Origin of the sequence: Amycolatopsis thermophila (assembly GCF_030814215.1) — a bacterium.
Taxonomy (GTDB): domain Bacteria; phylum Actinomycetota; class Actinomycetes; order Mycobacteriales; family Pseudonocardiaceae; genus Amycolatopsis_E; species Amycolatopsis_E thermophila.
This window is the reverse complement of the sequence record NZ_JAUSUT010000001.1, coordinates 3,772,913-3,797,011: the sequence shown is the minus strand read 5'-3', so window position 1 is coordinate 3,797,011 and position 24,099 is coordinate 3,772,913. Positions and strand designations below refer to the sequence as shown.

At 72.9% G+C, this 24,099-nt stretch carries 24 protein-coding genes; 11 read left to right on the top strand and 13 right to left on the bottom strand.

What is annotated here, in order from left to right; translation table 11 throughout:
- The first annotated feature begins 20 nt into the window (after positions 1 to 20).
- Both FB470_RS18655 and FB470_RS18650 read left to right on the top strand, forming a co-directional pair.
- On the top strand, positions 21 to 425 hold the full coding sequence (locus tag FB470_RS18655; RefSeq protein ID WP_306993230.1) for an MmcQ/YjbR family DNA-binding protein: 405 nt from the start codon (positions 21 to 23) through the stop codon (positions 423 to 425).
- Positions 422 to 3,547: an ATP-binding protein gene (locus tag FB470_RS18650; protein ID WP_306993228.1), complete on the top strand. Its 3,126-nt coding sequence runs from the start codon at positions 422 to 424 to the stop codon at positions 3,545 to 3,547. The genes FB470_RS18655 and FB470_RS18650 overlap by 4 nt, the downstream gene beginning before the upstream one ends.
- Here FB470_RS18650 and FB470_RS18645 read toward each other — a convergent pair.
- The 3 genes from FB470_RS18645 to FB470_RS18635 all read right to left on the bottom strand — a co-directional run bounded on the left by FB470_RS18645 (position 3,525) and on the right by FB470_RS18635 (position 6,861).
- Complete coding sequence (locus tag FB470_RS18645; RefSeq protein ID WP_306993227.1) at positions 3,525 to 4,304, bottom strand: ABC transporter permease; 780 nt, start codon at positions 4,302 to 4,304, stop codon at positions 3,525 to 3,527. The two genes, FB470_RS18650 and FB470_RS18645, sit on opposite strands and share 23 nt — an antisense overlap.
- Positions 4,304 to 5,260, bottom strand: a complete 957-nt coding sequence (locus tag FB470_RS18640; protein ID WP_306993225.1) for an ATP-binding cassette domain-containing protein — start codon at positions 5,258 to 5,260, stop codon at positions 4,304 to 4,306. Before FB470_RS18640 ends, FB470_RS18645 begins: the two co-directional genes overlap by 1 nt.
- Positions 5,261 to 5,436: 176 nt before the next feature.
- The gene (locus tag FB470_RS18635; protein WP_306993223.1) at positions 5,437 to 6,861 is read right to left on the bottom strand and encodes an MFS transporter; all 1,425 of its coding nucleotides are present in this window, start codon (positions 6,859 to 6,861) and stop codon (positions 5,437 to 5,439) included.
- Between the two features lie 85 nt (positions 6,862 to 6,946).
- Between FB470_RS18635 and FB470_RS18630 the strand changes: the two genes are divergently transcribed.
- Together FB470_RS18630 and FB470_RS18625 are read left to right on the top strand one after the other, a co-directional pair.
- Positions 6,947 to 7,345 carry a MarR family winged helix-turn-helix transcriptional regulator gene (locus FB470_RS18630; RefSeq protein WP_306993220.1) on the top strand — a complete coding sequence of 133 codons (399 nt, stop codon included), beginning with the start codon at positions 6,947 to 6,949 and terminating at the stop codon, positions 7,343 to 7,345.
- Between the two features lie 58 nt (positions 7,346 to 7,403).
- On the top strand, positions 7,404 to 8,393 hold the full coding sequence (locus FB470_RS18625; RefSeq protein WP_306993219.1) for a YihY/virulence factor BrkB family protein: 990 nt from the start codon (positions 7,404 to 7,406) through the stop codon (positions 8,391 to 8,393).
- Here FB470_RS18625 and FB470_RS18620 read toward each other — a convergent pair whose 3' ends face one another.
- Both FB470_RS18620 and FB470_RS18615 read right to left on the bottom strand, forming a co-directional pair.
- On the bottom strand, positions 8,394 to 9,722 hold the full coding sequence (locus FB470_RS18620; protein ID WP_306993217.1) for an MFS transporter: 1,329 nt from the start codon (positions 9,720 to 9,722) through the stop codon (positions 8,394 to 8,396). It lies immediately after the preceding gene.
- A gap of 126 nt (positions 9,723 to 9,848) precedes the next feature.
- Positions 9,849 to 10,661 (bottom strand): alpha/beta fold hydrolase, encoded by an 813-nt coding sequence (locus tag FB470_RS18615; protein WP_306993215.1) that lies wholly within the window; start codon positions 10,659 to 10,661, stop codon positions 9,849 to 9,851.
- A gap of 64 nt (positions 10,662 to 10,725) precedes the next feature.
- Between FB470_RS18615 and FB470_RS18610 the strand changes: the two genes are divergently transcribed.
- Entirely contained in the window at positions 10,726 to 11,688 is a 963-nt protein-coding gene (locus FB470_RS18610) for a sigma-70 family RNA polymerase sigma factor (protein WP_306993213.1), read from the top strand.
- Between the two features lie 33 nt (positions 11,689 to 11,721).
- Positions 11,722 to 12,129, top strand: a complete 408-nt coding sequence (locus tag FB470_RS18605) for an STAS domain-containing protein (RefSeq protein WP_306993211.1) — start codon at positions 11,722 to 11,724, stop codon at positions 12,127 to 12,129.
- Between the two features lie 23 nt (positions 12,130 to 12,152).
- Here the strand turns inward: FB470_RS18605 and FB470_RS18600 are convergent, their stop codons facing one another.
- A complete protein-coding gene (locus FB470_RS18600) occupies positions 12,153 to 12,611 on the bottom strand; it encodes a hypothetical protein (protein ID WP_306993209.1) in 459 nt (152 codons plus the stop codon).
- A 142-nt stretch (positions 12,612 to 12,753) separates the two neighbouring features.
- Between FB470_RS18600 and FB470_RS18595 the strand changes: the two genes are divergently transcribed.
- Both FB470_RS18595 and FB470_RS18590 read left to right on the top strand, forming a co-directional pair.
- Entirely contained in the window at positions 12,754 to 13,713 is a 960-nt protein-coding gene (locus tag FB470_RS18595; RefSeq protein ID WP_306993208.1) for a GlxA family transcriptional regulator, read from the top strand.
- 50 nt (positions 13,714 to 13,763) lie between these two features.
- Positions 13,764 to 14,324, top strand: a complete 561-nt coding sequence (locus tag FB470_RS18590) for a hypothetical protein (protein ID WP_306993206.1) — start codon at positions 13,764 to 13,766, stop codon at positions 14,322 to 14,324.
- Positions 14,325 to 14,974: 650 nt separating this feature from the next.
- On the opposite strand, the gene FB470_RS18585 is transcribed toward FB470_RS18590, so the two are convergent.
- Both FB470_RS18585 and FB470_RS18580 read right to left on the bottom strand, forming a co-directional pair.
- Positions 14,975 to 15,616, bottom strand: coding sequence for a CoA transferase subunit B (locus FB470_RS18585; RefSeq protein WP_306993204.1), 642 nt, complete (start codon positions 15,614 to 15,616; stop codon positions 14,975 to 14,977).
- 2 nt (positions 15,617 to 15,618) lie between these two features.
- Positions 15,619 to 16,335: a CoA transferase subunit A gene (locus tag FB470_RS18580; protein WP_306993202.1), complete on the bottom strand. Its 717-nt coding sequence runs from the start codon at positions 16,333 to 16,335 to the stop codon at positions 15,619 to 15,621.
- 147 nt (positions 16,336 to 16,482) lie between these two features.
- On the opposite strand from FB470_RS18580, the gene FB470_RS18575 reads away from it, so the two are divergent.
- Positions 16,483 to 17,259 carry an IclR family transcriptional regulator gene (locus tag FB470_RS18575; protein ID WP_306993200.1) on the top strand — a complete coding sequence of 259 codons (777 nt, stop codon included), beginning with the start codon at positions 16,483 to 16,485 and terminating at the stop codon, positions 17,257 to 17,259.
- 107 nt (positions 17,260 to 17,366) lie between these two features.
- On the opposite strand, the gene FB470_RS18570 is transcribed toward FB470_RS18575, so the two are convergent.
- Entirely contained in the window at positions 17,367 to 17,762 is a 396-nt protein-coding gene (locus FB470_RS18570; protein ID WP_306993198.1) for an MmcQ/YjbR family DNA-binding protein, read from the bottom strand.
- A gap of 19 nt (positions 17,763 to 17,781) precedes the next feature.
- The gene (locus FB470_RS18565) at positions 17,782 to 19,245 is read right to left on the bottom strand and encodes a CYTH and CHAD domain-containing protein (RefSeq protein ID WP_306993197.1); all 1,464 of its coding nucleotides are present in this window, start codon (positions 19,243 to 19,245) and stop codon (positions 17,782 to 17,784) included.
- Between the two features lie 111 nt (positions 19,246 to 19,356).
- Here FB470_RS18565 and FB470_RS18560 point away from each other — a divergent pair, with 111 nt between their 5' ends.
- The gene (locus FB470_RS18560) at positions 19,357 to 20,544 is read left to right on the top strand and encodes an MFS transporter (protein ID WP_306993195.1); all 1,188 of its coding nucleotides are present in this window, start codon (positions 19,357 to 19,359) and stop codon (positions 20,542 to 20,544) included.
- A gap of 73 nt (positions 20,545 to 20,617) precedes the next feature.
- Here FB470_RS18560 and FB470_RS18555 read toward each other — a convergent pair whose 3' ends face one another.
- Both FB470_RS18555 and FB470_RS18550 read right to left on the bottom strand, forming a co-directional pair.
- Complete coding sequence (locus FB470_RS18555) at positions 20,618 to 21,397, bottom strand: SAM-dependent methyltransferase (RefSeq protein ID WP_306993193.1); 780 nt, start codon at positions 21,395 to 21,397, stop codon at positions 20,618 to 20,620.
- 143 nt (positions 21,398 to 21,540) lie between these two features.
- Positions 21,541 to 22,485, bottom strand: a complete 945-nt coding sequence (locus FB470_RS18550; RefSeq protein WP_306993191.1) for an ArsR/SmtB family transcription factor — start codon at positions 22,483 to 22,485, stop codon at positions 21,541 to 21,543.
- Positions 22,486 to 22,667: 182 nt separating this feature from the next.
- Here FB470_RS18550 and FB470_RS18545 point away from each other — a divergent pair, with 182 nt between their 5' ends.
- Positions 22,668 to 23,279 (top strand): RICIN domain-containing protein, encoded by a 612-nt coding sequence (locus FB470_RS18545; RefSeq protein WP_306993189.1) that lies wholly within the window; start codon positions 22,668 to 22,670, stop codon positions 23,277 to 23,279.
- Between the two features lie 44 nt (positions 23,280 to 23,323).
- On the opposite strand, the gene FB470_RS18540 is transcribed toward FB470_RS18545, so the two are convergent.
- On the bottom strand, positions 23,324 to 24,082 hold the full coding sequence (locus FB470_RS18540) for a dienelactone hydrolase family protein (RefSeq protein WP_306993187.1): 759 nt from the start codon (positions 24,080 to 24,082) through the stop codon (positions 23,324 to 23,326).
- Positions 24,083 to 24,099 lie beyond the last annotated feature (17 nt).

Below are 24,099 nucleotides of genomic sequence, written 5' to 3'. Positions count from 1 at the left end.
CCCCTCGCTAGTCTGGGCACATGACGCCTGCCGAGCTGAAGGAGCTGTGCCTGACGTTCCCGGGGGCCCGCGAGGAGTTCCCGTTCGACGAGGCCAACAGCGTGTTCAAGGTCGCCGGCAAGATGTTCGCGCTCAGCCCGCTGAACTCCCGCCCCCTGCGGGTCAGCCTGAAGTGCGACCCCGACCTGGCGGTGCAGCTGCGGCGCGACCACGAGGCGATCTCGGCCGGCTACCACCTGAACAAGCGGCACTGGAACACCGTCGTCCTGGACGGCTCGGTGCCCGACGACCTGGTCCGGGAGATGGTCGAGGACTCCTACGACCTCGTGGTCGCCGGCCTGCCGCGGCGGGAACAGGAGAAACTCCACTGGGCCGCGCTGAGCCAGGAGAAGGCGCCCCGCGGACGTTCCAACCTACCGGGGTGACCGTCGAGCTGCGCCTGTTGTCGCAGGTGACCTGCCGCGGCCGGGAGATCACCGCGCGGCGCCTGCGGGACCTCCTCGCGCTGCTCGCCGCCGACCTGCCTGCCGGGTGCGGCACCGGGCGTCTCGTCGACGGGCTGTGGCCGGACGAGCAGCCGGAGAACCCGGTGAAGGCGCTCCAGATCCTCGTCTCGCGGGCGCGTGCGCAGCTGGGCGCCGACCTGATCGCCAGCACGCCGACCGGGTACCGGCTCACGCTGAGGCCGGACCAGGTCGACGCGACCGCTCTCCACCAGCACGCCGCGGCGGCCCGCTCCGGCGATCCCCGGACCGCGCTCGCCGAGGCCGAGGCCGGCCTGCGGTTGTGGGACGGTTCGGCGGACGACGGCCTCGGCCCGCTGTCCGCGCTGCGCCGCGAACACCGTCCCGCACACCGGTTCCTGGTGCGCGCCCGTGGGCTGGCGCTGTCCCGGCTGGGCCGCCACGCCGAGGCGGCCGAGCCGCTGGCCGAAGCCGCGCGCGAGCGACCACGCGACGAGGAGGTGCTGCTGGAGCTGCTGCGCTCGGAGTCCGCCACGGCCGGACCGTCCGCCGCGCTGGCCCGGTACGAGACCTACCGCCGGGCCGTGCGCGACGACCTGGGCACCGATCCCGGTGCGGAACTCCAGGCGTGGCACCGGGAAACGCTCGCCGCGAGCGCGCCGGTCGCGCGGCACGGCATCCCGCACGAACCCAATCCGCTGCTCGGCCGGGCCGACGATCTCGCGGCGATCCGGAACCTGCTGCGGCGGTCGCGGGTCACCACGATCGCCGGCCCGGGCGGGCTGGGCAAGACCCGTGTCGCGCACGCCGTCGGCCGCGCCGCCGAGCAGCCGGTGGTGCACTTCGTCCCGTTGGCCGCCGTGCGCGCCGACGAGGACGTGGTGCGCCACGTCGCCACCGCGCTCGGGGTCGGCGGGCTGCGCCGGTCCCCGTCCCCGGTCCCGCGCGACGAGCTGACCGGGATCGCCGAGGTCCTCGGCGCCGCGCCGGCTCTGCTGATCCTGGACAACTGCGAGCAGGTCCTCGACGGCGTCGCCGAGCTGGTCGGGTCGCTGGTCTCGATGACCCGCGACCTGCGGGTGCTCACCACCAGCCGCGCGCCGCTGGCCCTGTCGTCGGAATCGGTCTACCCGCTGCCGGAGCTGGACCTGTCCGCCACCGTCGAGCTGTTCACGGAACGCGCCGGCGCCGCGCGCCCGGATGCCGACCTGCCCGAAGGCGCGGTGACCGAGCTGTGCCGCCGCCTGGACGGGCTGCCGCTGGCGGTGGAGCTCGCCGCCGCGCGGGTGCGGGTCCTGTCGGTCACCGAGATCGCCCGCAGGCTCACCGACCGTTTCGCCCTGCTGCGCGGCGGCCCGCGTGACGCGCCGCAGCGGCACCGCACGCTGGAAGCGGTGGTCGACTGGAGCTGGCACCTGCTCGACGAACCCGCGCAGGCCGCGCTGCGCGCGCTGTCGGTCTTCCCCGGCGGGTTCACCGAGGACTCCGCACGGCACCTGCTGGGCGAGGGTGACACGCTCGACGTCCTCGACGAGCTGTCCCGGCAGTCCCTGCTCAAGGTGAGCGACACCGCTACCGGCACGCGGTTCCGGATGCTGGAGACGGTGCGCGAGTTCGCCGCCGCCCGCCTCGCCGAGGCCGGCGGAACCGCCCGCGTCACCGGCGATTTCCTGGCCTGGGCCCGGGATTTCGGTCTGGCGCACCACGAACCGGTGTTCGTGGACGACCCCGCCGGGGCGACCGAACGGATCCGGGCCGAACGGGACAACCTCGCGGCCGCGCTCCGGCTGGGCCTCGAGCGCGCCGACGGCCCGACGGTCGCGGCCACCACCGCGGCCCTGGGCGCCTTGTGGGTGTTCGACTCCAACTTCAACCGGCTGGCCGGCCTGACCGTCGAGGTCCCGGACGTGCTGGCACGCTTCCGCCCGCAGCCGGAGTTCGTCGAGGTGACCCGCACCGCGGCCGCGGTCTGCACGTCGGCGACCTTCATGCTCCGGGGGCCCCGCGCGGTGCGCTCGCTGGTGGTCCTGCGGCGGCTGCCGGCGGCGCCACCCACCACCGTGATCCGGGCGCTGTCGACCGTGCTGTGCGCGTTCCCCGAGATCATGCTCGCCGACCGGCGTGCGCTGAACGCCTTGTGCGACAGCGATTTCCCGCTTCTCGCCTATGCCGCACGGGCTGTGGACAGCTACCGGTGGGAGACCGAGGGCGACGCGGGCGAGGCGCTCGCCGCGGCCCTGCGCATGCTCGAAGCCGCCGAGGACGCGGGCGGTTCGTGGCTGCGGCTGATGGCACACGCCCGCGTCGGCGAGTTGTACCTTCAACGCGGCGACGCGGCGTCGGCCGCGCGGCACCTGCGGGTGGCCACGCGGCTGCTCGAGGATCTGACGCCCTGGCCCGACACGCTCGGGATCCGGTGGGGCCTGATGCTCGCGGCGCTGCAGGCGGGTGAGGTCGACGAGGCCGAACGGCTGCTCGCCGGGTCCGGCTCCGCGGGCGTGGAAGACCGGTTCGACGTGCTCATCTTCGACATGGGCGTGCGCGCCGAGGTCGCGCTGGCCCGCAACGAGGTCGAGCGCGGTCTCGCGCTGTGGCGGCAGGCCCTCGCCCGGCAGCGCGACAGCGGTTTCCTCGGCCTGCGCGACGCGGCCGGCCTCGACTCCTGGACGCTGGAGCTGATTTCGGTCACCGTCGTCGCGCACGCGCAGCACGGACGGCTGGACCTGGTCGCGGACCTGGTCGGCGAACTCCCCGCGCTGATCCCCCCGTTGTTCAGCGACCGGGCGGCGAAGCTGCCCGCCTACCTGATCGGGATGCCGGTGCGCGGGGCGGTGCTCGTGGCGGCGGGCATGGTGGCCCTGGACCGCGGCGACACGAGCGGCGTGCGGCTGATCGCGCTGGGCGAGCGCCTGGGGTTCCTGCGCAACTTCCAGCCGACGATGAGCCCGGCCGGGATCCGGGCCGCGGCCGAGAACGCGGACGGGCCGGCGTACTCCGACGCGGTGTCGGCCTACGCCGGCCTGGGGCCCGCGGACCTGCTCGCGGCGGCGCTGGACCTGGTCAGCGAGCCGGTTCGCGGTTGAACAGGGCCTTCGACCAGGCGTAGCCGAAGACCGCGATGCCCGCACCCCAGCCCACGGCCGCCCAGCCGTACCAGCCGACCGGGCTGCCGGCCAGCAGCCCGCGCAGCGTCTCGATCACCGCGGTGAACGGCTGGTACCCGGCGAACCAGCGGATGCCGGCGGGCATCGAGTCCACGGGCACGAACGCGCTGGACAGGAACGGCAGCAGGAACGTCATCGGCAGCACGACGTTGCTGGCGCCCTCGGGCGTCTTGGAGATCTGGCCGAGCGCGGCGGACAACCAGCTCAGGCCGAGCGAGAGCAGCAGCAGGACGGCGGCCACCAGCAGCCAGTCGGCGAACCCGGCGGAGGTGCGGAACCCCATCAGCAGGGCCACGCCGAGCACCAGCACCACGCTGATCACGGTCTGGATCACGTTGCCCACGACGTGTCCGGTGAGGACGGACGCGCGGGCGATGGCCATGGTGCGGAAGCGGGCGACGATGCCCTCGGTCAGGTCGGTGCGGATCGCCACCGCGACGGGCATCGTGGCCGACCCCACGGTCAGGAGCAGGATCCCGGGCACCAGGTAGGCGAGGTAGTCGCCGCCCGCGGGCGCACCGGTGAGCCCGCCGCCGATCGCACCGCCGAAGACGTAGTAGAACAGCAGCAGCATGATGATCGGGGTGGCGGCGACGCCGAACGTCATGGACGGGTAGCGCAGCGCGTGGCGGAGGTTGCGCCGCAGCATGGTGGCCGAGTCGGTGAGCGCGTGCATCAGCGGGAGACCTTCTCTTCGGTGGGGTGGCCGGTCAGGGCGAAGAAGACGTCGTCGAGGTCGGGCGTGTGGACGGACAGGCCCTCGGGCTCGATTCCGGCGTGGTCCATCCGGTCGAGCAGGGCGCGCAGCGAGCGGACGCCGCCGTCACCGGGGATCTGCAGGGTCAGCGCTTCATCGTCGCGGGACACCTCGCCGAAGGTGCGGGCGGCGATGTCGAGGGATCGGGCGTCGGCGAAGGTGAGCTGGACGTGCCCGCCGGGGATGCGGCGCTTGAGCTCGGCCGGGCTGCCCTCGGCGACGAGGACGCCGTGGTCGAGCACCGCGATGCGGTCGGCGAGCTCGTCGGCCTCCTCGAGGTACTGGGTGGTGAGGAAGACGGTGACGCCGCGCGCGACGAGATCGCGGATGATGTCCCACATGGTGTGGCGGCTGCGCGGGTCGAGGCCGGTGGTCGGCTCGTCGAGGAAGATGACGCGCGGCTCGCCCATCAGGCTCATGGCGAGGTCCAGGCGGCGGCGCATGCCCCCGGAGTAGACGGACGCGAGCCTCTTCGCCGCCTCGAGAAGGTCGAAGCGCTCGAGCAGATCGGCGGCCCGTCGACGGCCCTCGGCGCGCGGCAGGTGGTGCAGGTCCGCCATCAGCCGGAGGTTCTCCTCGCCGGTGAGCTTGTTGTCGACGGCGGAGAACTGGCCGGTGACGCCGATGGCGGCGCGCACGTCGTCGGCGGCCTTCGCGACGTCGTGCCCGGCGACGCGGACGCCGCCCGAGTCGGCCCGCAGGTAGGTCGACAGGATCTGGACCACGGTCGTCTTGCCCGCGCCGTTGGGCCCGAGCAGGGCGAAGATCGAGCCCGCCGGGATGCGCAGATCGATCCCGTCGAGCACGACCTTGTCCCCGAACGCCTTGCGCAACCCGGCGACCTCGATGGCCGGGGTGGTCGTGGTGGTGGTCAACGCCCCCTCCTCGGTGTGAGCTGGTGTGGTGGAACCAGCTTCGGAGGGGGCGGCTTCAGCAGGGCTTCACCGCGGTTTCAGGGGTCGGCGGTCCTGGCACCGCCTGCCCCGCGCCGACCGCCTCTCGCGCGAGCAGGGCCCGTCCCCGAGGACGGGCCCCCGGCAACCCCGTGCCGTCAGACCCGCGCGAGCTCCGGCTCCGCGGCACGGCGGGGCCGCACGGCGCCGGAGATCGCGACCAGCAACCCCAGCGCCGCGATGCCGGTGATGACCACCAGCGCCGGCGTCAGCCCGGTCAGCAGCGAACCCTCACCGCTGCCGGTGAGCACCGCCGTCACGATCGCCAGCCCGATCGCCCCACCGACCTGTAGTGACGTGTTCAGCAGCCCGCCGGCCAGCCCCTGTTCGTGGTCGCTGATCCCGGTCGTCGCCTGGATGTTCAGCGACGAGAACGCCAGCGTGAAGCCGATGCCGAGCAGGATCATGCTCGGCAGCACCGAACCCGCGTACCCGGAGTGCTCGTCGATCCGCAGGAACAGCGCATACGCGAGCACGTGCGCCACCACGCCGCCGAGGATGGTGCGCGGCGTGCCGACCCGGTCGATCAGCGGCTCGATCCGCGGGGAGGCGAACGCGACGATCAGCGCGGCCGGCAGGAACCCGAGCGCGGTCTGCAGCGCCGACCAGTCCAGCACGTCCTGCAGGTACAGCATCACGACGAACTGGAACCCGATGTAGGCCCCGAAGAACAGGGCCGCGCCGAGGTTCGCCCGCGCGAGCGGTCCGGACCGCAGGATGCCCAGCCGCAGCAGCGGGTGGCTGCTGCGCTTCTCGATCAGCACGAACGCGGTCAGCAGCGCCACCGCGAGGACGAAGGTGATCAGCGTCCGCGGCGAGGCCCATCCGGCATCGGGCGCCTCCACGACCCCGAACACCAGCAGCAGCGAACCGGCGGCACCGGTGATCGCGCCGGGCAGGTCGTACCCGCCCACCGAGTGGTCCCGGTCGTACTGCGGCACGACCTTGATCGCGGACACCAGCGCGACGAGCGCGATCGGCACCGGCAGCAGGAACGTCCAGCGCCAGCCGACCTCGGTCAGCAGCCCGGAGAACACCAGGCCCGCCGAGTACCCGCTCGCCCCGAACACCGCGAAGATGCTGATCGCGCGGTTGCGGGCCGGGCCCTCCTGGAACGTCGTGGTGATGATGGACAGCGCGGCCGGCGCGGTGAACGCGGCCGCGAGCCCCTTGACGAACCGGCTCGCGATGAGCAGCGCGCCGTCGTCGACGAGGCCGCCGAGCAGCGAGGCGACCGCGAACACGGCCACCGCGACCAGGAACACCCGGCGGCGGCCCAGCAGGTCGGCGGTCCGGCCGCCGAGCAGCAGCAGCCCGCCGTAGCCGAGGACGTACCCGCTCACGACCCACTGCAGCGCGCTCGTGGACAGGCCGAGGTCGGCCTGGATGGACGGCAGCGCGACGCCGACCATCGACACGTCGAGGGCGTCCAGGCCCACGACGACGGACACGGTCAACAGCACGGCCCACAGCCGTGCGTCCCACCGCGTCGACGAGGTGGACAGGTGCGCAGGAGAAGTCATGGCAGCCAGAATACATGCACGCGCATCTAATGCAAGAGGATTTAATGTGTTTGCATCAGATTCGCGTGCATGCTATGGTGTCGCCATGGGTGACGTCGCCGAAAGCACGGTCGTGCGCCAGTGGCACGAGCTGCTGGCGTTGCACGCCACCGTCTCCGGCGAACTGGAGTGCCGCCTGCAGGACGCGCACGGCATCGGGGTGAGCGAGTTCGAGGCCCTGGAGCGGCTGGCGACCTGCGACCGCAAGTGCCGCTCCGCCGACCTCCTCGAGGCCGTGCACCTGAGCCAGAGCGCCACCTCGCGCCTGGTCGCCCGCCTGGAGAAGGAAGGGCTGGTCGAGCGCGCGATGTGCGAGCAGGACCGGCGCGGCATCTTCGTCACGCTCACCGACGCCGGCCGGCGCCGCTACGAGGAGGCGAAGCCGACGCACCGCGCCGTGCTGCGCGAAACGCTGGGCGACGCGCGCCTGTCGACGGCTGGTTGACGCGCCGCATCCGGGGTAGCCACCGCCACGAGCGAACGCCGACGGTGGGGAGCCGACCGTGAGCGAGCAGGGCAGGGAAACCGTGGTGAGCCGGGCGAGAGCCGGTCTCGAGCGCGCGGACGCGGTGCAGCAGGAGTACAAGTCGCTGTCGGTGCCGGTCGCGGTGATCCGCAAGTTCCTCGAGGACCAGTCGACGCGCATGGCGGCCATGATCGCCTTCTGGGCGTTCTTCTCGATCTTCCCGCTGTTCCTCGTCCTGATCACGCTGCTCGGGTTCCTCGTGCCGGACAACGTCAAGGGCGACGTCCTGGGGCACCTCCGCTCGATGCTCCCGCTGCTGGACCCGTCGTCGATACAGGGACTCGGCGGCTCCTGGTGGGCGCTCATCCTGGGGCTGGTCACCGCACTGTGGAGCGGGCTGGCGGTGGTGCGCGCGACGCAGACCGCGTTCAACGCGGTGTGGGAACTGCCCTACCACGCGCGGCCGAGCCTGCCCAGGCAGATCGGCCGCAGCGTGCTCGTGCTCGCGACCGTCGGCGTCGGACTGGTGGCCAGCACGGTGGTCACCGGGTTCGTCTCGAGCGGCACGGATCTGCTGCACGTGAGCTGGCTGGGCCGGATCGCCGGCTACGCCATCGCGATCGTGCTCGACATCGGGCTGTTCGTCGCCGCGTTCCGGATCCTGACCGACCGGGAGATCACGCTGCGCGACGTGCTGCCCGGCGCCGTGCTGTCCGGCGTGCTGTTCTGGATCATGCAAACGCTCTCGTCGCTGATCATCAGCCGCTACCTGAGCAGCGCGCAGAACACCTACGGCACCTTCGCCACCGTCATCACGCTGCTGTGGTGGTTCTACCTGCAGGCCATCGTGACCCTGCTCGGCGCGCAGCTCAACGTCGTCCTCAAGGACCGGCTGCACCCCCGCGCGCTGGTCGGCCCACCGGAGACCGAGGCCGACCACCGCGCCTACGAGGCCTACGCGGAGGAGCGCACCTACCACGAGGAGGAGCGGGTGGACACCGAGTTCCCGCCCGAGCGGCGCCGCTGACTACGCGGCGCCGGTGACGAACGCCTCCCGCTCGGCGGCCGGCTTCTCACGCAGCGCCAGCACCGCCGCCAGGGTCACCAGGCAGGCCAGCAGCATGTACGCGGACACCGACAGCGACGTGCCGGTCTCCCCCACCAGCCACGTCGACACCAGCGGCGCGAACCCGCCGCCGAGGATCGCGCCGAAGGCGTAGGCGAAGGAGACCCCGCTGTAGCGGATGCCGACCGGGAACAGCTCGCTGTAGGCCGCGGCCTGCGGGCCGTAGGTGAGCCCGAGCCCGAACGCCAGCGCGATCACCGACAGCAGCATCAGCGGCAGCGAGCGGGTGTCGAACAGCAGGAAGAACGGGAACGTCCAGGCCGCCATCGCGATCGTGCCGACGAGATAGGTGCGCCGCCGGCCCCAGCGGTCGGACCACGCACCGGCCAGCATGGTGAACACGCCCCACGCGACGGCCCCGACCATGCCGACGAACAGCATCGTCGTGCTGGACAGCTTGAGCGTGCGGGTGCCGTAGGAGTTGATGAACGCGATCAGGATGTAGCCGACCATGTTGTTGGCGATGAACAGGCCGATCGCGATCACCAGTTCGCGGCGGTTGGTGCGCAGCAGCTCGGCCAGCGGCGCGGACCTGCGGGCGCGTCGGGCGCGCAGCTCGCTGAACACCGGGCTCTCCGACACCCGGGCCCGCACGAAGAACCCGACCGCGATGAGCACGACGCTGAGCAGGAACGGGATGCGCCAGCCCCACCGCGCGAACTGGTCGTCGGTGGTCACGGCGGACACGGTGAAGAACACCAGGTTCGCCAGCAGCAGCCCGATCGGCACGCCGATCTGCGGGAACGACCCGAAGTAGCCGCGCCGTCCCGCGGGGGCGTGCTCGACCGACATCAGCGCCGCGCCGCCCCACTCGCCGCCGGCCGACAGACCCTGCAGCAGGCGCAGCGCGACGAGCAGGATCGGCGCGGCGACGCCGATGGAGTCGTAGCCGGGCAGCAGCCCGACGCCGATCGTGGACAGCCCCATCAGCAGCAGGGTCGCGACGAGGACCGCCTTGCGCCCCAGCCGGTCGCCCAGGTGACCGGCGACGATCCCGCCGATCGGCCGGGCCACGAAGCTCACGCCGAGCGTCGCGAACGAGGCCAGCAGCGCCGCCGTGCCGTCCAGCGAGGGGAAGAACTGCTTGCCGAACACCAGGCTCGCGGCCGAGGCGTAGATGAAGAAGTCGTACCACTCGATCGTCGTACCGACGAGGCTCGCACCGACGACGCGGCGGAGCTGCCCCGCGTCGTGCGTGCGGCTCGCCTGTGCCTCGGGGGTCTGCGTCATGGGCCGTCCCTTCCCGCCGTTGGAAAGAAGATCAAAGGTTTGACTAGTTCCCTGGCAACCTAGATCCCCACCATGCCGGAAAGCCAGTGACGGTCGCAGACCTTTACCGTCCTGAGACCTCGGGCGTCAGAGCACCTCCCGCAACCGCGCGGCGAACGCCTCGGGAGCCTCCGCGAAGCCGGTGTGCCCGCCGGGGAACAGCGTTGGCTCGAGGCCCACCAGACCCGCGAGAGCCGCCGAAGTGCGCTCACACAGCTGCCCGCCGGACTCCTCGCCCAGCCCGATCAGCAGGCGGTCACCGAGCGCACGCAGCTTGCCGGCGTCGGGCAGCCAGCGCGTGGTGGGCCGGTACATGTGGGCGTACTGGAAGTCCGCGTCGGCCCGGTCCTGCGGGCTCGGCTCCTGGCCGAACACCGCCGCGAAGACCGGCTCGGGCAGGTCGATCTCCGCCATGGCCAGGAACTTGCGCATCGCACCGGTGCGGTCGCCCGCGAAATGCGTGGCGATGACGTCCTCACCCTGCTCGCGCAGCCGGTCGCGGTCGGGGAGCAGCTCGGACAACGGCGGTTCGTGCGCGATGACCGTGCGCACGAGGTCGGGCCGGGCCTGGGCGAGCGCGAGCACGCTCACCGCGCCGCCGCTGGAACCCAGCACGACGGCGGGACCGGCGTCGGCGTGCGTGATGAGCCGGGCCAGGTCGTCGGCGCGCGTCTCCGGCGTCGAGTCCTGGTCCGGGTCGTCGACCGGGCTGCGGTTGATGCCGCGCGGGTCGGTGGTGAGGACGGTGTGGTCGAGGGCGAGCAGCTCGGCGAGCGGGGCGAACGGCCGCGCGTCCATCGGTGCGCCGACGAGCACCACGAGCGGGCCGGTGCCGCGGCTCTCGTGGTACAGCTCGGCCCCGGGCACGCGCAGTGTCCCCGCGGTGACGATCCGGTTCATGGTTCCTCCTGATCGCGAGTGGGTTCGAGGGTGTGACCGCCGCCGTCGGGCAGAATCATCGCTCGTGACCGAAATCGCCGCAGATCTCCAGCGGGCGCGCGCCGGGGACGACGCGGCGTTCACGCGGCTGGTCGGGCCGCTGCGCCGGGAACTGCACGCGCACTGCTACCGGATGCTCGGCTCGGTGCACGACGCCGACGACGCCCTGCAGGAAGCGCTGCTGCGGGCGTGGCGCGGGCTGGACCGGTTCGAGGGGCGGGCGTCGCTGCGGTCCTGGCTCTACACCGTGACCACCCGGGTCTGCCTGGACGCCGCCGAAGGCCGCGGCCGACGGGCACTGCCGGTCGACCTCGGGCCCTCGAGCGATCACGTGGTACCCGGCGACGTCCCACGCACCGACGTCGCCTGGCTGGGCCCTTACCCCACGGAGCCGGACGCGCGAGCGGAGCGGCGGGAGGCGGTGGAGCTGGCGTTCGTGGCCGCCCTGCAGCACCTGCCGGGCAACCAGCGCGCGGCGCTGGTGTTGTTCGAGGTCCTGGGTTTCTCCGCGGCCGAGATCGCGGAGATGATGAAGACGTCGACGGCGTCGGTGAACTCCGCCCTGCAGCGCGCCCGGCGGGTCATGCCCGCGCCCGCGGAGACGTCCGGCGACGCGCGGGTACGCACGCTCGCGTCGGACTACGCCAGCGCGCTCGAACGCGGTGACGCGGACGCGCTGGTGGCGCTGCTGACCGAGGACGTCACGTGGTCGATGCCACCGATGCCGCACTGGTACCGCGGGATCGACGCGGTGATGTCCTTCGCCCGCCGGTACCCGCTGAGCTCGTGCGGCGACTGGCGGCACCGCCTGACCAGCGCCAACGGGCAGCCCGCGGTGGCCTCCTACCTGCGCTCCCCGGCGGGCGGGCCGTTCCGGGGGTGGTCGATCAACGTGCTCACCCCGCGGCGGGGCCGGATAGCGGAAATCACGTCGTTCATCGGCCCGGAGCACTTTCCGGCGTTCGGCCTGCCACCCGTGGTGCGGTGACGAATGCCGTGAGCCGATAAGCTGGTCGGCCTGATGAGGACGACGATGGAGGAATCCGTGCCGCAGGCCTTCGCCACCCGGTGGACGCGCGAGGGAAGCGAAGCCATCGTCACCGTCGCCGGAGACGTCGACCTCACGACGGCCCCCCGGGTCCGCGAAGCCGTCAAGGACGCCCGGGACAGCACCGCGCCCGTCCCGCTGACCACGCTCATCATCGACCTGTCCGACGTCGAGCACCTGGATTCCGTCGGGCTGGCCGTGCTGGTGGAGACCGCGGCCGAATGCCACTCCGCCGAGCAGGCGCTCGCGCTGGTCTGCCCCACCCCGGTCGTGACGCGGCCGCTGGAGATGACCGGGCTCGACCGCATCCTGACGGTCGCCGCCTCCCTCGACGAGGCCCGCGAAGCAGCCGGCCGTGACCTTCCGGACGCCGCGGGCTGAGCGCCGGCGTCGGCCCGGGCCGGTCAGGCGCTGGTCGTGGAGCCCGGGCGGACGATCATCAGGACGGTGACGGCGGCCCACAGGACGTTGAAGATCCCGGTGTACATCGCCAGCCGGGCGGGCGCACGGCGGCCGGGTCCGGTGCCTTCGCCGATCCCGTCCAGGATGCCCTGCTGGCGCGGCAACATCACCAGCACCAGCACGGCGGCGGCGATCGCGGTGAGCACAATGGACACCACCACCCACGCATCCCCTGTCACGCCAAGGCTTCCGGCCGTCGCGAACCCGAACACCGGGATCGCGATGCCGATCGCGGCGTAGACCCGGCAGATGCGGTGCAGCGTGCGCAGCACGGCGACATCGCGGTCGGTGCCACCGGTGGCGCGGCGGGCGGCGGCGGGGAACATGCTGGCCGCGACGGCGACCGGACCGATCGCGATCAGGGCCGCGAGCACGTGGAGGGAGAGCAGAACTTTCGTCACGGGCCCGGACGGTAACGACCGCCGGTGATCGCCGGAAGTGGCGGGATTGCCACCTTCCCACGGATTCTGGCCAACCGCTGCGAGCAGGCGTTTCCCGCGACACGCCTGGCCGGGGGTCGTGGCGAGGACCTATGTTGTGGCCATGCACACCGTCGCCGTGCTGGCGCTGGACGGGGTGGTCCCGTTCGACCTGGCCACCCCGATCGAGGCGTTCACCCGCACCCGGCTGCCCGACGGCCGCCCCGCCTACCGGGTGCGGGTCTGCGCGCCGACGCCGACGGTCGACGCCGGCACGTTCTCGCTGCGGGCCGAGTGGGGGCTCGACGCCCTCGCCGACGCGGACACGATCGTCCTGCCCGGCTGCGCGGACCCCGCGGTGCCGGTGCCGGAGGAGGTGCTCGACGAGCTGCGCAAGGCGGCCGCGAACGGGGCGCGGCTGGCGTCGATCTGCTCGGGCGCGTTCGTCCTGGCCGCCACCGGGCTGCTGGACGGGTTGCGCGCCACCACGCACTGGCTGGCCGCCGACCTGCTGGCGCAACGGTTCCCGGAGGTCGAGGTCGACCCGGACGTGCTCTACGTCGACAACGGCCAGTTCCTGACGTCGGCGGGGGCGGCGGCCGGCTTGGACCTGTGCCTGCACCTGGTGCGGCGCGACCACGGGTCCGCGGTGGCCGCCGACGCGGCACGGTTGTCGGTGATGCCGTTGGAACGGGAGGGCGGTCAGGCGCAGTTCATCGTGCACGACCAGCCGCCCGTGCCGCGCGGTTCGGTGCTGGAACCGGTGCTGCGGTGGATGTCCGACCACCTCGGGGACGCGCTGACGCTGGCCGACATCGCGGCGCGCGCGGGGCTCAGCACGCGGTCGCTGAACCGCCGGTTCCGCGAGCACACCGGGACGACACCGGTGCAGTGGCTGCACCGGGAGCGGATCCGGCAGGCGCAGTACCTCCTGGAGACGACGGGGCACCCGGTGGACCGCATCGCCGGCCAGGTGGGTTTCGGGTCCCCGACGGCGTTCCGGGAACGGTTCCGCCGCGTGGTCGGGACCACGCCGAACGCCTACCGCGCGGCGTTCCGGCGCCCGGGTCCGGCAACCGTGTGACCGCATGGCATATTACGGCCGTGAAGCGTGGAAACCTTGCACTGGCAGTGATGACGGCGGCGGTCGCGCTCACCGCCACCGCGTGCGGTGAGTCCGGTTCGGACAGTGCCGCGCCGGCCACCACGAGTGCGAGCAGCAGTGCGCCGCCGCCGGTCGCCGAGCCCGTCACGCCGCCGGGGACGTCACTCGCCCTCGGGCAGCGGGCGGTGGTCGACTACGACGACGGGCTCAACAAGGGGCAGCTGGCGATCACCGTGACGTCGATCGACCAGGCCGACCAGGCCGAGTTCCGCGCCAAGTTCGGCTCGGACGCCGAGGGCCTGACCCCGTACTGCACCCACTACACGGTGGAGAACCTCAGCGGCGCCGACTTCGGCACGAAGAACGGCCCGCAGCTCGACGCCCTCCTCGGCAACGGCGAGACGACGGGAACGTTCATCACCGGCGGCATCCCGAGCTGCTCGCCACGCATGTCCCCCGGCGACTTCGACCACCCCGGCGCGAAGTACGAGACGTTCGACCTGGACGCCGCCGCCGCGGGGGACACGGTGGTGGCCGTCAAGTACGACGGCAACGACTACAGCGCCAACCCGCTGATCTGGCGCAAGTAGGGGCGCCGGCGCCCGGCGGGCGGGCGGAGCTGCCGCGCCGGGCACCGGGAAGCGCCGGACCGGAGGCGCGGCGGGCACCGGGAAGCGGCGGACCGGAGGCGCGCCGGGCACCGGGCCGGCGGGCGGAACTGCTGCGCCGGGCACCGGGAAGCGCTGGACCGGAGGCGCGCCGAGCGGAACTGCCGGGCCGGGCACCGGGAAGCGCCGGACCGGAGGCGCGGCGGGCACCGGGAAGCGGCGGGCCGGAGGCGCGCCGGGCACCGGGCCGGCGGGCGGAACTGCTGCGCCGGCACCGGGAAGCGGCAGGCCGGAGGCGCGGCGGGCCGAACTACCGCGCCGGGCACCGGGAAGCGGCAGGCCGGAGGCGCGCCGAGCGGAACTACCGCGCCGGGCTCGACAGGAGGCGCGCTGGGCAGGACGGGCGCAGCGCTGGGCAGGACCGGCGCCGTGCTCGACAGGAGGCGCGCCGCGCAGGAGGGCGCAGCGCTGGGCGGGACGGGCGCCGCGCTGGACGGCGGACGTGCCCGCTTCGCAGGGGGAGCAATGGGCCAGGGGCGCGCGGCGCGCCCGGACCGACGCCACCCGCACCGCACGGCCAGCCCGAGCCGAACTCCCGCGCAACTCCGCCCAACCGCCGCAGCCAACCCGCCTCAGGCCGCCACCGGCGCCAGCACCTCCGCACCCGTCTTCTCCCGCAGCTCCTCCGCCGTCACCCCGGGGGCGGTGCGCACCAGGCGGAGGCCCTCCGGGGTCACGTCGAGCACCGCCAGGTCCGTGATGATCCGGTCCACGACCCCGGCGCCGGTCAGCGGCAGCGTGCACTTCTCGACGATCTTGGGGCTGCCGTCCTTGGCGACGTGGTCGGTGATGACGATGATCCGCTTGGTGCCGGCCACCAGGTCCATCGCGCCGCCCATGCCCTTCACCAGCGCGCCGGGCACGGTCCAGTTCGCCAGGTCGCCGTTGGCGGCCACCTGCAGCGCACCGAGGATCGCCAGGTCGACGTGCCCGCCGCGGATCATCGCGAACGACGTCGCCGAGTCGAAGAAACTCGCGCCGGGCAGGACGGTCACCGTCTGCTTGCCCGCGTTGATCAGGTCGGCGTCCTCCTCGCCCTCGACCGGGAACGGGCCCAGGCCGAGGATCCCGTTCTCGCTCTGCAGGGTCACCCGCACGCCGTCCGGGATGTGGTTCGCCACCAGTGTCGGGATCCCGATGCCGAGGTTCACGTAGTCGCCGTCACGCAGCTCCCGCGCCGCCAGCGCGGCCATCTCGTCGCGGCTCCAGCCCATCGTCACGCCTCCGTTCCGGCGAGCGCCCGCGGGCGCACCGTGCGCTTCTCGATCTCCTTCTCCCGCGGCGTCGCCACCACCAGGCGGTCGACGAACACACCCGGGGTGATCACCAGATCGGGGTCGACGAACCCGCCGAGCAGGACCTCGGTCTCCACCACGGTCACCCGCCCGCAGGTGGCGACGACGGGGTTGAAGTTCCGGGCGGCCATCCGGTACACGAGGTTGCCCTCGCGGTCGGCGGTGTGGGCGTGCACCAGCGCGAGGTCGGCGACGATCCCGCGTTCCTGCACGTACGTCTCACCGTCGAACTCGGCGTGCGGCTTGCCCTCCGCGACGGGCGTGCCCACGCCGGTCTTCGTGTAGAACGCCGGGATCCCGGCGCCACCGGCGCGCATCCGTTCGGCCAGCGTGCCCTGCGGCGCGAACTCGACCTCGACCGTGCCGTCCAGGTACTGCTGCGCGAACAGCTTGTTCTCGCCGACGTAGGACGCGACCACCTTGCGGACCTGCTTGTTCTCCAGCAGCAGTCCGAGGCCCTTGCCGTCCACGCCCATGTTGTTCGACACGATCGTCAGGTCGCGGATGCCGGAATCGCGGACGACCTCGATCAGGTCGTAGGGCACACCGCTGAGACCGAAGCCGCCGACCGCGATCGTGATGCCGTCACGCAGCGCGCCGGCCATCGCGTCGGCGGCCTCGCCGAACACCTTGGACACGTGAACTCTCCTTCGAGCGTCCGTGGGATGAGCACTACGTCGCAGTGAATCCGACCTGCGGAAACACCGTCAAGCGAGCGATCGGGATCTCTCGTCTGATGAACGACTCGCGCCAAGGCGTTCACTGAGTGGACGTACAATGCGCGCATGCCCCCGGACCACCTGATCGGCCGCGCCGCCCTGGTGCTGCGCGCCCTGTCCACCACCGGCGAGCCCGGTGCGTCCACCTCGGAGGTGGCGCGGATGACCGGTCTGGCGCGGCCGACGGTCCACCGGCTGCTCGCCGCGCTGGCGGACGAGGGGTTCGTCGACCGGGACCAGCGCAGCGGGCAGTGGTACCTCGGCCCGGAGCTGTACCTGCTGGGCGAGTCGGCCGCCGCCCGCTACGACGTCACCCAGCACGCCCGGGCCAGCGTGCACCGGCTCGCGGCGGCGACCGGGGAGAGTGCGTTCTTCTCCGCCCGCCGCGGCGACGAGACGGTGTGCCTGCTGCGTGAGGACGGCGACTTCCCCATCCGCTCGTTCGTGCTCTACGAGGGCGCGCGGTTCCCGCTGGGCGTGGTGTCCGCCGGGCTGGTCGTGCTGTCGTTGTTGTCCGACCGGGAGATCGACGAGTACCTGGCGCGGGTCGACCTGACCGGGCGGTGGGGCGCCGCGCACGCCCCGGGCCCCCTGCGCGAGCGGATCGCCGAGACGCGGGAACGCGGCTACTCGGTCAACCCCGGGCTCGTCGTCGAGGGCAGCTGGGGCATGGCGGCGGCGGTGTTCGGCTCGTCCGGCGAGCCCGCGTGGGCGCTGACGCTGACGGGGGTGGAGTCGCGCTTCCGCGAGCCGCGCCGGGCGCAGATGGGTGCGCTGCTGCTCAAGGAAGCCCACGCGCTCACGACGGCACTGCGCGCGGACCGGCAGCGCACCGCGATCTGAGTGTCACCGGGAGCGTCCACACGGGACAGGCGGTCCACCCGCGCGCTGACGCGCCGGGCCGCCGTCCACCGGTTCCTGGGCGATGCCGCGGTCGGTGGTCCCGACCATCAGCTCGCGGGGTACCCGGGTAGTGCCGTCCTGAGCTTGGCGGGCGCGACGGCGAGCCAGCCGTCGGTCAGGGCGTCGCGGAGGGCTTTCCGGTCGACCTCGCGCAGCTGGACGAGCACCGCCGGGTACCCGTCGAAGTGCGGGATCGTGAAGAAGGCGTCCGGGTTCGCGGCCAGGATCGCCTCCTTCTCGCCGAGGTCCTCCACCTTGATCGCGAGGATCGGCCCGCCGGGCGGTGTTTCCTCGCCGAAGCGCCGCAGGTCGGCCTTGCTGAACGGGCGCACCCAGGCGAACGCCTTCCCGCGGACGAACCACGTGCGGTGGCCGTACCGCTCGCCCTCGGTCACCTCGGGCAGGGCGGAGATCAGCCGTGCCACGTCGTCAACGGTCGCCATCGGTCCACGGTAGCGCCGTTCACGGGGCGCCGGGCATGTCCTGGCGCGCACGTTCGAAGTCCTTCCGGAGCCCCGTGCACCGCATCCGCGCCCGCTCGTACAACCGGCCGAACACGAACGCGTCCGCCGCGCTCGCCGAGTCACCCGCCCGCTCCCGCACGAGCTCACCCGCGCTGACCAGGTCGTGGTACTCGCCGAGGTCACGGTGCACCGACTTCACCGCCCGCCGCCACGACCGGAGGCGTTTGCCCAGCACCGGGCGCGCCGCGTCCGCCACGTACCGGGCCGTCTTGGCCTTCTTGCGCACCTCGTGCAGGGCCGCGTCCGGGTCCGGCGCGTCCCGCAACGCCCCCACCGCCGCGGACAACCGTCGTTCGGCGCGGCGAACGGCGCGGCGCAGCTCCTTCCGCCCGGACTCCGCGGACGTCGTCAGCGGCGGTTCCGCGACCCACTGGTCCAGCGCGCCCAGCAACCGCGCGTACCGTTCGCTGTTCAGCGCCGCGAGCAGCGCCTCCCGGTCCCGCTCGGCCGTTTCGTCCAAATGCGACAGCAGGGTGCGGCGCGCGTGCTCGATCTCCGGGTCGCGCGGGAACTTCGCCAGCTCGTCCAGCAGGGTCTCCCGCCGCACCTCGCCGTCCCGCGCCCGCGACAGCGCCCGCCCGGCCCACTTCAGCTCCGCGGCCAGCGTCTTCGCCCGGTCGCGGACGAACAGGCGCCGGTAACCGCGCAACGCGCTTCGCAACCGGCGCAGCGACACCCGCAGCCGGTGCACCGAGTCGTCGTCGCCGCGCCGGACGCCCTCGTCGTGCTGCCGGATCGCCTCGACCTGCGCGCGGATGTAGGTCATCACGGCCTCGCCGGCGTTGCCGCGCTCGGCGTCCGCGGCCAGGTCGGCGGCGAGCAGGCGGCGCAGCTTGGACGGCCAGTGCGCGGGCCGCACACCGTCGGCCAGCAGGGCGCTGGTGAGGGTCTCCAGGAGGTCCGGGTGGCCGGCGTCCAGTTCGACCTCCAGCTCCCGCCACCGGTCGAGGTGCGCCTGCGCGCCGGCCCGCTCACCGTGGACGTGGTCGTCGGTCAGCACGGCCAGGCGACGGCCGTCGGAGCCGGTGAGGTCGTGGCTGAACCGGTCGACGCGCAGGTGCGCGACCTCCACGAGGTCCGCACCACCGGTCCACTCGCGGGCGGCCTCGACGAGCTCGTCCGGCATCGGGTCCCCCGGCGGGAACCGGAGTTCCTGCCGGGCGCCACCGTCGGAGGGTCGCTTGAGGTGCCAGCCCGCGTCCTCCCCGCCGACGCGCCTGCGCAGGGTCACACCGGCGCGCGCCAGGCGGAGGTCGGGGGTGTCGAAGTAGGTGTTGTCGATGCGGGACTCGCGCGGCGGCGCCTGCTCCGCCACCGGACCCACACCCGCCAGCCGGGGCACCGGCCTGCCGTCGTCGAAATCGAACTTCCGCTCCCGCTCGGTCACCGTCGTCGCGCCCATGACCAGGAGTTCCCGCGGTGCGCGCGGTGGAAACTCCCGCGGAGCCCTCCGGCACCGCAACGCCTCCGGACGCTTGACCTCGAGGTAACTAGAGGTTCTACCGTCACGATCATGACCGACACGACCGCACGAGGGGTGCGGCTGCCCCCGAGAACCCTGCTGCTCACGCTCCTCGGCGTGAGCACGATGACCATCATGGCCAGCGCCACCATCACCCCGGCCCTGCCGGGCATGGAACGCCACTTCGCCGGCACCCCGGACGCCGCGCTCCTCGTCCGCCTCGTCCTCACCCTTCCCGGTCTCGCGATCGTGCTCACGGCGCCGCTGCTCGCCCGGCTCACCGGTCGCGCCGGGCGGGTTCGCGTGCTCGCCGGCGCACTGGTGCTCTACGTGATCGGCGGCGGATCGGGCCTGGTCCTCGACTGGCTACCCGGCCTGCTGGCCGGCCGCGCGGTGCTGGGCGCGGGCATCGCCGGCATCATGGTCACCTCGACCGCCCTGCTCGCCGACCACTACCCCGTCACCGAGCACGGCCGCGTCCTCGGCCTGCAGGGCGCGGCGATGGGGTTCGGCGGCGTCGTGGCCCTGCTGCTCGGCGGTGTCCTCGCCGACCTGAGCTGGCGCGGCCCGTTCGCGATCTACCTGCTCGCCCTGCCGATGCTCGTGCTCGTCCTCCGGTTCGTGCCCGAAGCACCCCGGGACACCGAGCGGGCACCGGACCGTCCACACCGGACACCGCGGCTGTTCGGCCTGTACGCGCTGATGTTCCTCGGCGTCATCGTCTTCTACACCGTTCCCACGCAGGCCCCGTTCTGGCTGAGCGAGGTCACCGGCGCCGGCCCGGCCGTGGTCGGCGTGCTGATGGCCGCCCTGAACCTGGTCATGACGATCGTCGGGCTGAACTTCCGGCGGCTGCGCGCCCGCTGGGACTTCCCCGTCCTCGCCACGGCGATCTTCGTCGCCTACGCGGGCGGCCTGGTCGTCCTCGGCCTGGCGGGCGGGATCTGGACGGCGGCGCTCGGCATGCTGATCACCGGACTCGGCATCGGCCTGCAGAACCCGGTGATCAACGGCTGGGTGGTCGCCTCGGTCGACCCCGCGGACCGCACCCGTGCGCTGGGGACGCTGACCTCCGCGCTGTTCCTCGGCCAGTTCGCCTCGCCGTTGGTCGCGCAACCGGTGGTCGCCGGGGTCGGGCTGGGCACCACTTTCGTCCTCGCGGGCGCCCTCGGCGCGGTCATCGCCGTGGTCCCGGTTTTCCTCCGCCGCCGGGCAACCACGGACACCCCTGCCGCGTAAGCCGGGCTCGTGCGGCCGGATCCACCTGGTACTGCGCACCCTCACCCGAGCTACCCGGTGGACGTGTCGGCCTTCACCGTCCAGTGCGTTTGTAACCGACACCGGCCCGCATGCCGTGCCGTGCCCGCTGGTCGTGGAGCACCGGCGGGACGTCGGACCGCCAGTCGGCGGCCGGCACCAGTCCGGGCGGTACCAGCTCGAGGCCCCGGAAGAACTCTCCGATCTGCTCGGCCGTCCGGGGGATGAGGGTCGCGGAGTTCCGCCGGTAACGCCGGACCAGCTCGGCGCGGTCGTCGGGGCCCGCCGGCGTGTCGTCGACCGACCCGTGCGAGATGACGAGGTAGCTCCCCGGTGCCAGCGCCTCGACCCACTCCCGCACCAGCGGCCCGGGCTGGTCGAGGAAGTGCAGCACGGCGTTCATGAGCAGCGCGGTCGGCTGCGACAGATCGAGGAACTCGCGCACGCGCGCGAGAGCGGCGGAAGGTTCGCGCACGTCACCGCGTACCACGCGGACCCGGGGATCGTCCCCGGCGAGATCGGCGAACGCGGCCACCACGCCCGGGTCGTGGTCGAGGTAGACCACGCGGGCGTCGGCCGCGATCTCGTGGACGTTTCCGTCCGGGGCCGGATAACCGGCCCCCGCGTCGATGAATTGGCGGATCCCCTGCTCGTGGCAGAACCCCACCGCGCGGCGCAGAAAACCGCGGCTCAGCAGGGCCCATTCGACGATGAACGGAATCAGCGGGTAGACCGTGTTCTCGGCGAAATCCTTCTCGACTTCGCCGTAATGCCTTCCGCCGAGGTAGAGGTTGTACAACCGCGACGCGCTCGGCCTCTTGTCGTCGCTGGTCAAGCCAGGACATCTCCTTCGCAGACCCGGAAGTATCCCCGGGAAACCCTAAGTACGGAGTCACCACTCCGTCTAGGCCCTCTCGAGTGGTCCGGTGTTCACCACGACTCTGCAATACGGATCCTGTTCGGCGGCCGGGCGCCCGGTCACGCCGAGGCGCCCTCCACCAGCGCCAGGCCCAGCGCGGTCAGCGAGTGCCGCACCGTGTTGCGGTGCCGGTGACTGGCGATGAGGCCCGCCGCGCGCAGCACCGACATGTGCTTGCTCGCCGCGGACGGCGTCACGCCCAGGCGCGTGGCCAGGTCGGAGGTGCTGCACCCGGCGGCGACGAGCGTCATCGCGGCCGCGCGGGTCGGGCCGAGCAGAGCGGCCAGCGCGCGGGGCGTGGCGTGCGGGCCGCGCCGGGTCCGCGGGTCCTCGGCCGAGGCCGGGTAGGCCAGGCGCACCGGGCCGGTGTCCGGCACGATCCACGGCTGCGCCGTGAAGTACACGGGCACCATCAGCACCCCGGCCGTCCCACGCGGGGTCTCCGGCCCGGCCACCCCGGTCACCAGGTACGGCGGGTCCCACCGCAGCATCGGGCGCAGCGTGGCCAGCAGCCCGTCCACCCCGCCCTCGGCGAGTGCGCGGACCCGGGCCCGCCGGTCGGCCTCGACCCGGGCGCGGACGGTGTCCCAGTGCGGGGCGATCGCCGCCGCGAAGTACTCGCGCAGGGCCTGCACCAGCCGGGACAACGCGGCGCCGTCACCGGAACGCAGTGCCGCCGCCCACGGCGGCAGCCCCGTCGCCCGTGGCGACCCGGCGAGCGCGGAGCGCACCCGGTCCGGCGGGGTTTCCAGGATCGACGCGAGCCCGGCGGCGAGATCGCCGCCCGCGGGCAGCAGGAACTCCGCCACCTCGCCCGAGCAGTACAGCCACCGCAGCACCGGGAACGACTCCGGCAGCCGCCCGCGCACGCCGCGGCGCCACCAGCCGAACGCCCCGTCCTCGCCGCCCAGCAGCCGCACGCTGCAGGCCAGCTCCAAGCACGGATCGGCGGCGCCCGCCAGCCCCACGCGGGTGAGATCGCGCGGCTTCAGTTCAAGGCGCACCGGCGATCCTTTCCGTGGGGACACCAGGATGATCGCGGGCGTTGCCGGTCCGTTACAGCGTTGAACAGCGTTGTTGCCGGACGGGGAAAACTTGTCGACGCCGACCTCACCCCGTGGGGAAGATCTTTTCCCCGGGGTGCGGCGCGAGGGAACCGCGCCCCGTCACGGAAATGGGGACTTGAATGAGAAGACTCAAGCGGCCGTTCGCGGCCGCGGCCCTGCTCGCCGGGCTGCTCACGCTCGCCGTCGCGCCGAGCGCCGGCGCGGCCCAGCCAGCCGGCGAAGCGGTGACGTCGATCGACGGCCTGGTCCTGCGGCCCGCACACCCGGTCAAGCCCGGCGGCGTCGACCTGCAGGCCGACGAGCAGGCCTACCTGCTCGGCCCGGTGTCGGACCCGGGCCGCTGCCTGGACGCCGACCTGAACACGATCAACGGCAACGGCACCAAGGTGCAGCTGTGGGACTGCAACGAGTACGCGGCCAACCAGGCCTGGTACATCCGCCAGATCCCCGAGGGCTACTACCGGTTCCAGAACGTGTACAGCGGCCGCTACCTCGACGCCGACCTGAACACGATCAACCGCAACGGCACGAAGCTCCAGCTGTGGGACTACGTCGCCGGCGGCAGCAACCAGTGGTTCGCCGCCGCGGCGATCCCCGAGGGCTACACCCGCTTCCAGAACGTGCGCAGTGGCCGCTACCTCGACGCGGACCTGAACACCAGCTTCCGCAACGGCACCGTCGTGCAGCTGTGGGACTACCTGGCCGGGCACAACAACCAGTGGTGGTTCTGACCGGTTGAGCAGGCGCCGGGTGCCCGCGGGCACCCGGCGCTTCGTCAGTTCACCCCGAGGTGCCGGGCGAGGAACCCGTCGTCGACCCCGGACCAGCGGATGGTGCGGTGGTCGCCCGGGTTCGCGTGCAACGTCTTCTCCGTCGAGGCGAAGGCGTCGAACAGGGCGAGCGCGGACTCCCGGTCGACGTGCTCGTCGTCCCACGGGAGCAGGAACTGGACCGGGACGGTGATCCGCCGCGCCGCGTCGATCAGTGCCTGGTCCACGACGAACCCGCCGCCGAAGATGGCGGCGGTGATCCGCGGTTCGATCGCCGCCAACCGGATCCCGATCGCCGTGCCCAGCGTGATGCCGCCGCCGTACCCGACGGGCGCCTCGGTGCCGATCCCGGGCAGCTCCTGCAGGGCGTCGAGAACCGCCTGCCATTCCGGGACGGCACGCTCCGCCAGCGCGGCGCCGTAGCGGGCGCTGACCGCCCGGACGCCGCCGGCGTCCCCCGTCGTCATCGCCTCCCGCAGGTCGGTGCGGGCCCGCTCGTCCGCAGCCGAGCGCGGACGGTCGCCGTGTCCGGGCGCGTCGACGGCGACCACGGTGAACCCCCACTTGGTCACCGCGTCGCGGGCGCGGGCGACGAGCGCCGGTGTCTTCTTGTGCAGACCGCCACCGTGCCCCATCAGCACCAGGGGCGCGTGATCGCCGCCGGACGCGGGCGAGAAGAGCACACCGGGGACCTCGCCCACGGTGAAGTCGCGTTCGACGACGCCGTCCGACGAAGCCACCGCGGTGAAGCAGACAGATCGCATGGGATCCTTTCGGGAGG